This window comes from Azospirillum sp. B506, assembly GCF_000333595.1.
Lineage (GTDB): Bacteria > Pseudomonadota > Alphaproteobacteria > Azospirillales > Azospirillaceae > Azospirillum.
This window is the reverse complement of the sequence record NZ_BADK01000378.1, coordinates 1-7,534: the sequence shown is the minus strand read 5'-3', so window position 1 is coordinate 7,534 and position 7,534 is coordinate 1. Positions and strand designations below refer to the sequence as shown.

The window sequence follows — 7,534 nt, the reverse complement described above, 5'->3', positions numbered from 1 at the left end:
AACCGGGACGATCCCTTGCCGGCCGACGCGCTGCCCTGCATCGGCCTGTTCACACCCGACGAGGCGACGCAGGAAATCACCATGGGCAGCCGGCGCCAGCTGCGGCGCATGGACCTCTATGTCGATGGCTACGTCCGCACCGGTGCCGACCTGGACGACCAGCTCGACGCGATGGCGCTGCGCATCGAGCAGGCCATCGCCGCCGGCGGCAAGTTCGGTGGGACGCTGGACCGCATCGAGCTGGTGCGCACCGTCACCGACCGCCTGACCAGCGGCGAGCTGAAGGCCGGGGTGACCCGCCTGCAGTTCGCCGTGACCTACCAGACCAATTTTGGCCAGCCCACCGCCTGAATCCGACGCCTGAACCCTCCGGAACCTCCGGAGCATCCCCGCCGCCCGGACTTCGGGCGGCTTTTTCTTTGCCCGAGGAGGGGCATTCCCATGAGCGGCAACGCTGTTCAGAGCGCCGGCACGCGCCTGTTCATTTCCACCACCGCGCTGTGCACTACCGAAGCGCAGTACAAGGCGCTCGCCTGGACCGAGGTCGAAGAGATCGAGGACATCGGCGCCTTCGGCGAGACCTTCGAGAAGGTCACCTACAAGACGCTGGGCGACGGCGCGGTCCACAAGAAGAAGGGCACCGTCGACTACGGTTCGGGCACGCTGAAGCTGGCCCGCGTTCCGACCGGCGCCGGCCAGACGGCGATGCGCGCCGCGGCGAAGAACCGCAAGGCGGCCTACAACATCAAGATCGAATTCGACGACGCTCCCGATGGCGGCACACCGACCACGATCTACCTGCGCGCCTACGTCATGTCCTACACCACCGAAATCGGCAGCAACGACAAGGTGGTCGAGGCCAGCGTCGGCCTTGAAATCGATGCCGAACCCATCGAGGTGGCCGCCGACGCGCCGTAAGCGCCGGTGCCCTGACGCCGGCCCCTTCCCCTGTTCAAAGCGAGTTTCAGCCATGACCGACTCCAGCACGGCGCCGCGCTTCGCGCACGGCGTGATGACCGTCAGCCTCGACGGCGAAGACGTCGAGCTGTTCGCCAATGTCCGCGCCAGCCGCACCATCTGCCGCCTCTATGGCGGGCTGCAGCAGGCCTTCACCAACACCAACGCCTTCGACTTCGACACGCTGGTGAACGTCGTCAACGCCGCCGCCGGCCGCGTCGGCAAGCAGGCCGAGGCCACCGCCGAGGCGATCTTCGCCGAGGGTGTCGTCGTCGTCGCGCCGCAGGTGCTGCTGTTCCTCAACTTCCTCGCCGGCGGCGGCAAGGCGCCCAAGACGGAAACGAAGGAGACGGGCAAGCCCGCGAAGGATGACGCCGGCGATGAGGCCGCCACATCGGGGGAAGCCGGCTGACCTTCCCGGAGTATGTGGACCGGATGTTCCAGTACGCCACGGGCTGGCTGGGATGGTCGCGCAGCGAGGCGCTGGACGCCCCGTTCCCCGACATCGAGCTCGCCCTGGACGGGAAGGTCGATTTCCTCGCCGCCACCACCCCCGGGGCCAGGCGCAAAACGCGCAAGCCCAGGGACGCGGCGGAGCTGAAGGAACGGGCGCGGGCCGTGTTCGGCCTGAAGCGCCCGGCCCCGGACATGGGGATGGGCAAGAGCAGGGGCGCCGGGTGACCGGCGCCCTTTTCGTTTCCGGAGACCGGCATGGCTGATTTCCCCGGCATGATGGTGCCGGTTGGCGCGGACGACAGCGGCCTGCGGCGGGTGCTGTCGCAGGCGGAAGCCCGCGTCGACCAGTTCGCCGGCCGTGTCGATGGCTCGGTGCGCCGGGCTTCCTCCAGCTTCGACGCGCTGGGCAGCGCCGCCGGCCGCGTCGCCGGCGTGGTCGCCGGCATCGGGCTGGCGCAGGGGGCCGGCGAAGCGATCAAGGCCGCCGACGCCTGGAGCCTGTCCGCCTCCAAGATCGCGCTCTATGCCGGCGCCGGCGAAAAGGCGGTGGCCGTCCAGGAGCAGCTGTTCCAGGCCGCCCAGCGCGCCCGCTCGGCCATGGAGCCGACGGTCGGGCTCTACACCTCGCTGGCCGACGCCGCGCTGACCATGGGCAAGTCCCAGGGCGAGGTGATCCGGCTGACCGAGACCATCTCCAAGACCTTCAAGATCTCGGGCACCGAGGCCGGCACCGCCGCCGGCGCCCTGGTGCAGCTGTCGCAGGCGATGGCCAGCGGCGTGCTGCGCGGCGACGAGTTCAACAGCGTCATGGAGGCCTCGCCACGCTTGGCCAAGGCGCTTGCCGACGGGCTGGGCGTGCCGCGCGGCGCCCTGAAGTCGCTGGCCGAGCAGGGGGCGCTGACCGCCGACACAGTGGTGAACGCGCTGCTGAAGCAGGGCACCGCCATCGACAGCGAGTTCGGCCATATCGCCACCACGGTGTCCGACAGCCTGACGGTGCTGGCCAACACCGCCCAGCGTCAGATCGGCCAGATGAACCAGGCGGTGGGGCTGACCGCCGGCATTTCCTCCGGTATCCTGGTGCTGGCCGACAACCTCGACGCCGTGACCAGGGCCGCCGGCGGTGCCGCCCTGGCGCTGGGCGCCATCGCCGCGGCGCGGATGATGCCGGCCGGCATTGCCGCGCTCACCCAGGCCATCGACGACCAGCGCGTCGCGCTCTATGCCAAGGCGGTGGCCACGGCCGAGGCGGCCAATGCCGAGAAGCTGGCGGCGGCGCAGGACCTGATCCGGGCGCAGACGGCCCGGACCGCCACCGTTGCCACGGTGCAGGCGGCCGAGGCGGAGTTCGCCGCCAAGTCGGCGGTGGCGGGGACAGCCGCCGGCAACCTTGCCGCGGCAGAGTCGGCGCTGACGTCGGCCCGGGCCAAGACGGCGCTCACCACCAACGTCTATGTGCTGTCGCGCGCCCTTGCGGCCGAGCGCGACGCCGAGGCCACGGTGGTGATGGCGCGCGAGGCCTCGATTGCCGCCGACGCCGAAAAGCTGGCCTCGCTGGCCCGGCTGCGCGCCGCCCAGCTCGCCACCGCGGCGGCCGGCGAGGCGGTGGTGGTGGCCGACGCCCACCTCACCACGATGGCGGTGAGCGCCAACGCCGCAAGCGCCGCCCTGGCGCAACGGGCCTCGCTGCTGACCGCGGCCTGGAACGGGGTGAAGGCCGCCGGCGCCGGCATGCTCGGGGTGGTCGGCGGACCGTGGGGGGCGGCGCTGCTGGCCGGTGCAGCGGCGGTCGCCTTTTTCGCCGCCCGCACCACGGCGGCCGAGGCGGCGGCCGACAGTTTCGAGCACGCCCAGCGCGCCGCCCAGGATGCGGTGAAGGACTCGGCCGCGGACGTCGAGCAGCTGGCCACCCAATATGGGCACCTCTCGGACAGCATGCGGGCGGTGACCCGGATCAAGCTGGGCGAGGCACTGGCCGAGCAGGCCAAGGCGATCGCCGCCCAGCGCAGCGCCGCCTCCACCGCCGTCTATGGCGCGGACTCGGTGGCGCGGCCGGTGTCCGGCGGCTGGAACGTCTCCACCGACAGCGCCAGCTCGGCCCGCGTCTATGAACGGATGGGGCTGGCGGCCGAGCAGGTGGACCGGCTGCGCGTCGCCTTCCAGGCCTTCCGCGCGGCCGCGGCCGACGATCCGGAGGCGATCGCCAATCTGGTGCGCGTGCTGGACGAGGTCGGGCGCAACGCCGGCGCCGCCGGCAAGCCGCTGCTGGATCTGGCCCAGCGTCTGGCCGATCCGGCGACCAAGGCGGAAGCGGCGGCCAGGACGGCCAAGGAGCTGGCTGCCCGGCTGGCACTGCTGACCAACCCGGCCGACGAGGCGGCCAAGGCGGTGCTCGCCGCCGGCCAGACCGCCGACACCGCCGCCTCGCGCTTCGCCGGGCTGGGTTCGGCCGTGGGTGGGGTGGCCTCCAAGCTGGCCGAGCTGGCGGCCAAGAGCTGGACCCTGTCGCTGCCGGAAGGGCTTGAGCGGCGGGTCGGGGAGATGGTCGGGCCGCCGCCCGAACAGAAGACCCCCATCGTTACCGGGCTGCAGGACCGTGGCCGTTCCTCCGACGACACCGCCTATCAGAGCTGGGACGCCCAGCGCGACGTCGTGCGCGGCCGGCTGAAGAGCCAGATCGTTCCGGCGGAGTCGGCGGAAGCGGTGCGGCTGCTGACGCTGGAGGCCGACGCCACCGAAAAGCTGGGCAAGGCGCGAGCATCGGCCAATCCGGCGGCCATCAAGATGGCCGAGGTGGACGTCGAGGTGGCCAAGCGCCTGCGCGAAGGCCTCGACCCCACCCGCGAGGCTGATGTTCGCACCCAGCTGCTGCGCAAGGCGCGGGCCGAGCTGGCCGGCGAGGTGGGCGCCCAGGTCACCCAGCTCAATCAGGACGTCGCTGCCCAGCAACGGCTGGCGGCTTCTGCCGGCAAGGGCGAGGCCGCCCAGCGCGCGGCGGCGGCGGCCAACCGCGTGGCGGCGGCCGGGCTGAAGGGATATGGCGATGCCGCCGCCGCGGCCGAGGCGCGGGTGGAGGCGCTGACCGTCCAGCAGCTGCGCCAGGACGCCGACCAGCCGATCCAGGACCGCATCCGCTCCGCCCGGGCGCTGATGGACGCCTATGAGCAGGGGCCAAAGTCGGTCAGGGCGGCCGAAGTGGCCGAGCAGGCGCACACGCTGGCGCTGAAGGAAGGCGAGGAGGGAACCCAGCGCTACAGCGAGGCCAAGGCCCATTACATCGAGCTGCTGACCCGGGCGCAGCAGCTGGAGTCGGCCGCCGCGGCCGGGCCGCTGCTTCAGCAGCAGCGCGACCAGCTGGAGCTGGGTCGCCAGCAGCTGCAGCTGATCGGCGCGTCGGCCGACCGGCGGGCGGTGGAGCTGGCGCGCACCCAGGCGCTGATCGACCTGCGCGAGCACAACATCGACGCTGCCAGCCGGGAAGGGCAGGCTTATCTGGCCAATGCCGAAGCGCTCGCCCGGCAGAATTTGGCGCTGGAGCGGACCAACGCCGCCTACCAGGAGCTGGAGCAGTTCGGCGACCGCAGCTTCGATGCCATCCTGCAGAAGCTGTCCGCCGCCGGCAAATCGACGATGTCCTGGGCCGACGCCATCGGCACCGTCAGCGTCGAGCTGCAGCAGCTCGCGCTGAAGATGGCGCTGATCAACCCGATCAAGAACTGGGTGATGGGCAGCAACCTGCCCACGGTGTTCGATCTGTTCGGCGGCAGCGGCGGGCAAACGGGACAGGCGGGGCAGGGCAGCGGCGTCACCGGCGCCTTGAGCAATGCCGCCCTGTCGAAGGGGGCCGGCTGGGCGCTCGACAAGCTGGTGCCGGGCGGATTGTCGAATGCCATCGACCGTTTCGGCGCGACCTATCTCGGCATCGGGTCGAGCGGCCTGTTGGCCGGACAGACGGTGTTGACGCCATCGGCCAGCGTGCTGGCGTCGCAGACTGCCATGCTGCAGGCCGTCAACCCGGGGCTGCAGGTCACCGCCTCCCCCACCGTGATTGCCGGTTCCTCCGGCGGCTCTGCCGCCAGTGCCGGCCTGTCGGCCTATCTGGGCGCTGCCGGCGCCGGCGCCTTCGGCGGCATGTTCGGTGGCATGCTCGGCACGGCGGCCAACTCCAAAGCGGTCGGCGGTCTCAGTGGCGCGGCTCTTGGCGGTGGCGCTGCTTATCTGGCGTCGGCAATGGAGCTTGGGTCGATCGGCGGGCCGATCGGCATCGCCATCGGGGCCGTGGTCGGCGGCATCCTGGGCATGCTGGGCACCCAGAAGGCGACGGTCGGTCCCAACAGCTCCGGCAACATCGTCCTGAACGGCAAGGGCGGGTTCCGCACCGACACCGCCCTGGCCGACAACGGCGCCGATGCCGGCCAGATGCAGCAGGTCACCGATGCGGTCGCCACCGCGATGAACACGGTGGTCACCGGCATCGGCGGCAAGCTGACCGGTGGCGACGGCGCCAACACCGGCTTGATTCAGCAGTTCGCCAAGGACGGCAAGTGGTATGTGACCCCGGCCGTCGGGGACAAGGCGGGGCAGAAGACCGGCTTCACCGACCAGAACGAAGCCATCGCCTTCTACATGCGGGAGTCGCTGAAGGGGCTGATCGGCAGCGGCCAGCTGACCGGCGTCAGCGACGACGTCAAGACGGCGTTGCAGACCTCCAAGGCGACCAAGGCCGAGGATCTGGCCAACGACCTGGGCTTCGCCGCCGGCTTCCGCCAGCAGCTCGACGTGATGAACGCCAGCCTGGATCCGACCAACAACCTGCTGAAGACCTTCACCGAGAACGCCAAGGCGATCGGCGACCAGGTCAAGACCAACATCACCGATTGGCGGAGCAAGGCCAGCGAGCTGGGGCTGGCGACCGAGACCGAGCTAACCACAGCGGCCAAGCGCGGCATCGAGGCGATGATGGGTCTCGGCCCGGCAGCCAGGCCGCTGGTGGGCATGGCCGCGGCGACCAAACAGGCCGAGATCGAGTTCGAGCAGTTCCGCCCCGCCCTGCTGTCGCTCGGCTACACCACCGGCGAGGTGGCCGAGCTGGCGGCGCGCTACACGAAGAAACTGCAGGACAGCTACAGCGACGCGGTGGCCTATGTGCAGCGGCAGGGGGCCGTCGCCGTCGAGGCGCTGATCGATCCTCACGCCAAGGCCAGCACATTGGACCGGCTGCAGGGCCTGGGGCTGGACCGCAAGGATACCGCCATCCAGGGGCTGGCCGGCGTCATCGAGGGCGTGGAGAAGGCCGCCTCCGGTGGTGCGCTGACGATCGAGGCCGAGCGGGCCGCCTTGGGCCGGCTGAACAGCGCGCTCTACGACGGCACCATCACCGGCGACCAGTACACCGCCATGGTGGGCTATCTCACCCAGGCGTGGCAGGACAGCGCCGACGCGGCCGGGAAGGCGGCGCAGAAAGCGTCCTGGCAGGCCGACGTTACCACCAGGATGTACGCGGCGCTCGGCAACAGCCGCGGCGCCGGGCTGATCGCGCTGGACGCCCAGCAGGCGGCAGCTTTGGCCGACGCCAAGGCAGCCGGCTACGACACCACCCAGCTGCGCCTGGTGCAGGCGGCCGAGCGGGGCGCCCAGGCTTTCCAGCTCGCCCAGCAGGACCTGCTGGACGGTTACGACCGGGAGATCGCCGCCAGACAGGAGGTGGTCGACTCCATCCAGTCCGGCGCCATCGCCCTGCTGCAGGCCGCCCAGCAGTTCAAGGACGCCCGTGCCGCCCTTCGCGAGGGCGACGACTCGCCGCTGGCGCCGCGCCAGAAGATCCAGGAGGCAACCGACCGCTTCGACGCCGCCTATGCGGTGCTGACGGACAGCCGCTCGACCGATGCCGAGAAGGACAGCGCCCGGCAGACCCTGCTGCAGGTCGGTCCCACCCTGGTGGCGCTGGAGAAGGCGGCCAGCGGCGGCACCGCCTCGCTGCTGTTCGACAAGGTGGACAAGGTCTTTGCCGAGCTGGGCGATACCGGCGGCCTGAGCCTGGACACCGCCACCCACGACCTGCAGGTGGCGCAGGACCAGCTGAAGGAGCTGCAGAAGGCCCGGGCCGAGGCCGCGGCGATGG

The 7,534-nt window shown here is 71.1% G+C and carries 5 protein-coding genes; all 5 read left to right on the top strand.

All coding sequences use genetic code 11. The annotated features are described in order from the left end of the window. Window positions 1-351: hypothetical protein (locus I71_RS11640; protein WP_083897108.1), on the top strand; the 351-nt coding region annotated here is incomplete at its 5' end. 90 nt (window positions 352-441) lie between these two features. Continuing rightward, window positions 442-918: a hypothetical protein gene (locus I71_RS11635; protein WP_042695022.1), complete on the top strand. Its 477-nt coding sequence runs from the start codon at window positions 442-444 to the stop codon at window positions 916-918. 52 nt (window positions 919-970) lie between these two features. Further along, entirely contained in the window at window positions 971-1,369 is a 399-nt protein-coding gene (locus tag I71_RS11630) for a hypothetical protein (protein ID WP_042695021.1), read from the top strand. A 23-nt stretch (window positions 1,370-1,392) separates the two neighbouring features. After that, window positions 1,393-1,638, top strand: coding sequence for a hypothetical protein (locus I71_RS11625; RefSeq protein WP_042695020.1), 246 nt, complete (start codon window positions 1,393-1,395; stop codon window positions 1,636-1,638). 30 nt (window positions 1,639-1,668) lie between these two features. Continuing rightward, window positions 1,669-7,534: tape measure protein (locus tag I71_RS11620; protein ID WP_042695019.1), on the top strand; the 5,866-nt coding region annotated here is incomplete at its 3' end.